The sequence below is a fragment of the Pseudomonas sp. 2822-15 genome, from assembly GCF_002742515.1.
GTDB lineage: Bacteria > Pseudomonadota > Gammaproteobacteria > Pseudomonadales > Pseudomonadaceae > Aquipseudomonas > Aquipseudomonas salomonii.
On sequence record NZ_LJRY01000398.1, the window covers coordinates 1 to 309 of the forward strand.

1 protein-coding gene is annotated in these 309 nt (G+C 35.9%); it reads left to right on the plus strand.

From position 1 onward, the window contains the following. Positions 1–252: hypothetical protein (locus AOA59_RS32555; protein WP_218212242.1), on the plus strand; the 252-nt coding region annotated here is incomplete at its 5' end. Positions 253–309: the final 57 nt, after the last annotated feature.

Sequence of the window (309 nt, forward strand, 5' to 3'; positions counted from 1 at the left end):
GTTATTGACTGTGTATTTCAAGATATAGATGGTAAGAAAATTATTCTAGATTATAAGACAGATACAATTGAAGGTAGATATCAAGGTGGTTTTGATGAAGCGAAGGACGAGTTAAGAGAACGGTATAAACTTCAACTTTCTCTTTACCGAAAGGCACTTGAGTCAATTTGGGAAGAACCTATTGATGAAGCGTATCTATTTTTCTTCGATGGCGCCCATGTTATGAAAATAGAGATTAATGATGATGAGTAATACAGAATTTATGCGGTTGAGGGGGATTGATGATGAAGCCTCTTTTGCTGACTATCG